This is a genomic window from Alteromonas sp. AO-Serp (assembly GCF_017849675.1).
Taxonomy (GTDB): Bacteria; Pseudomonadota; Gammaproteobacteria; order Enterobacterales; family Alteromonadaceae; genus Alteromonas; species Alteromonas macleodii.
In genome coordinates this window covers 1-2,692 of the sequence record NZ_JAFLMX010000330.1, presented here as the reverse complement: position 1 = coordinate 2,692, position 2,692 = coordinate 1, and the positions used below count along the sequence as shown (strand labels likewise).

Sequence of the window (2,692 nt, the reverse complement as noted above, 5' to 3'; positions counted from 1 at the left end):
TATTAAGCTGTTTTTCGTTGATTATCTATACAAGGAAAAACACATGACAACTGCATACTTAGAGCACGCGAATATCACCGTTGAAAACCCAGATGAGCTAGCCAGCTTACTTTGTACGCTATTTGGTTGGAAAGTACGGTGGAGCGGCGGCGCCAAAAATGACGGCTACACGGTGCACGTAGGAAACGATAAAGACTACCTCGCCCTTTACAGACCTAAAATTATCAATGATATAGAAAGCGATTATAAAACCCTCGCCAATATCAACCACATCGGTATTGTTGTGCCTAATTTAGACGAAACAGAGCAGCGGGTTCTGGCACTAAATTTCAATACTTTTAGCCATGGCGATTATGAACCAGGTAGACGCTTTTATTTCATGGCTCAGCAAAACATAGAGATTGAAGTCGTTTCATATAATTAGGGCTATTAAGTGATACGCCTAGCTGAACTTTCAAATTTAGTGTTAGATTAACGTTACCCCACTCGTGCGCGTTTTACTTTGTATTTGTGTTTGCTAGGTTTGTTTACTAAAAATGAACGCGCACTGTGGTCATTTTAATAATAGACAGGAAACATGGATGAGAAAGTTACTAGCGATAAGTTTAGGTTTAGTAATGTTGTCCCTATCGGCAAACGCATGGGCGAATAACATTCTTAGTATGAAACAGCGAAGCGAGCTGATTGACAAGATCACCGTTGAACGCTTCAACTCTGTGCTGCCCCAAATTATGGAGCGTGAAGGCATCGACATGTGGGTGCTTATGTCCCGGGAATACAACGAAGATCCCGTTTTAAAAACCATGTTACCTTCTACTTGGATTTCCGCACGACGTCATACCATGTTAGTCATTTATAACCCCGGCAATGGTCAACCGCTAGAACGTTTGGCCGTTGCAAGATATGCGGTAGGGTCGCTATTTAAAAAAGCGTGGGATAAGGAAGCACAACCCGACCAGTGGGAGGCATTGAAACACATTATCGAAGCCCGGAATCCCGCTAAAATTGCCATTAATACGTCTGATTCATTTGCGCTCGCTGATGGCATGACCTCTACCGAACACGATAAATTCATGGCCGTACTTCCTGAAGCGCTGAAAAGCCGCGTTGTAAGTGGCGAAAGACTCTCAATCGGTTGGCTGGAAACGCGCAGTGACCTTGAAATGCAATATTATCCGGTACTTACTCAAATTGGTCATTCACTAATAGCAACGGCATTTTCAAATGAAGTTATAACCCCTAACGTGACAACTACAGACGATGTGGTGTGGTGGCTGCGTGATCAAACGCGCGCTTTAGGGCTGACCAACTGGTTTCATCCTACTGTCTCAATTCAACGTAAAGACAGTGAAGTCTTCGACCAAATTACCGCATTTAGCAAGCGTCCTGGTGAAAACATCATTCGGCCGGGCGATCTCATTCATGTCGATTTCGGCATTACTTACCTTCGACTTAATACTGATCAACAGCAGCATGCTTACGTGTTAAAGCCTGGTGAAAAAGACGCGCCAGCTTCACTTAAGGAAGCACTTAAATCTGGAAACCAGTTGCAGGACATTCTGACCGGTAATTTTAAAGTAGGCAGAACAGGTAACACTATTTTGAGTATGTCGCGGCAGCAGGCTATCGAACAAAGCATTACGCCCGCTATTTACACCCACCCGCTTGGTTTTCATGGGCACGCAGCGGGTCCAACGATAGGAATGTGGGATGCACAGGAAGGAGTACCAGTTCAAGGTGACTATCCAGTGTTTGCACAAACGGCTTATTCGATAGAACTCAATGCAGCAAGCTTTATTAAAGAGTGGAACAAAGAAATTAGAATTATGCTGGAAGAAGATGCATTTTTTGACGGTCAGTCAGTAACCTATTTAGATGGCAGGCAAACTGAGTTTCATTTGATTCATTCAGATGAAAACCAATAACTATGGGTGGAGCGTTACGCCTATTTTAAGACCCATACGAAATGAAAAAACTGAACGGTGCGGCTAAAGGTTGGCCGATGCGAGAAGACTTACGTAGAATTAAATCAAGCGAAGCGTAAAGTGTCAGGCCTTTCGCCCTTTCAAGCGAAAGGCCATGAAACTGTACTAAATATTAGCAGTAGGTTGCTATCCTAAAACGCAGTCTTATTCAGCAGCAGTGCGAACAACTACGTTCTCTGCACTGTATTCGCGAACAAAATCAGACATTGTTTTGTGGTTACAAATAATATTCTCACCTTCCAAACCAAACTTCGCTAGTGCCGCTTCTTTACCTACTGAAAGCGCTTCTAGACAAGCCTGTGACGCAACATCTTGGTTTTTAGCAACAAGTGCTACAGTTTTCGCGTTTTCAGTCGCCTTGTTGTTTTTGTACATGTAAGCAAAAGTGCGAAGTGATTCGCCGTTGCAACGTACAGATGCACTGAACTCTTCTGCGTTAAAACCTTTTGAACGGATAAGACGCAATGCTGGACCAAAACCATCTTCAGCAGCAGTTAAACATGCTTGTGTTTCGATGTTGTCGTTAATTGGCTTTAGTACGACATCTTTTGCGAAAGATTGAGTGGCAGCAACAGATAGTGTTAGAGCAATTGCGAAAGTAGACAGTTTCATTTTTGAATTCCTATTTTGTAACTAAATTAGATATCACCTGAGTGATGAATACATTATGAACAATACTTTCAAAAAATAAAGCATTTTTCGTAATT

Annotated in this window: 3 protein-coding genes; 2 read left to right on the top strand and 1 reads right to left on the bottom strand. The window is 42.6% G+C overall.

What is annotated here, in order from left to right:
• Positions 1-43: 43 nt before the first annotated feature.
• Positions 44-424 (top strand): VOC family protein, encoded by a 381-nt coding sequence (locus QVA83_RS20765; protein WP_131136797.1) that lies wholly within the window; start codon positions 44-46, stop codon positions 422-424.
• Positions 425-581: 157 nt separating this feature from the next.
• Complete coding sequence (locus QVA83_RS20760) at positions 582-1,925, top strand: M24 family metallopeptidase (protein WP_287498911.1); 1,344 nt, start codon at positions 582-584, stop codon at positions 1,923-1,925.
• 204 nt (positions 1,926-2,129) lie between these two features.
• Here QVA83_RS20760 and QVA83_RS20755 read toward each other — a convergent pair whose 3' ends face one another.
• On the bottom strand, positions 2,130-2,597 hold the full coding sequence (locus QVA83_RS20755) for a hypothetical protein (RefSeq protein ID WP_014950289.1): 468 nt from the start codon (positions 2,595-2,597) through the stop codon (positions 2,130-2,132).
• Positions 2,598-2,692 lie beyond the last annotated feature (95 nt).

Coding starts and splice junctions, on each gene's coding strand:
- QVA83_RS20755 (WP_014950289.1), bottom strand. CDS start 2,597: ATGAAACTGTCTACTTTCGCAATTGCTCTAACACTATCTGTTGCTGCC.
- QVA83_RS20765 (WP_131136797.1), top strand. CDS start 44: ATGACAACTGCATACTTAGAGCACGCGAATATCACCGTTGAAAACCCA.
- QVA83_RS20760 (WP_287498911.1), top strand. CDS start 582: ATGAGAAAGTTACTAGCGATAAGTTTAGGTTTAGTAATGTTGTCCCTA.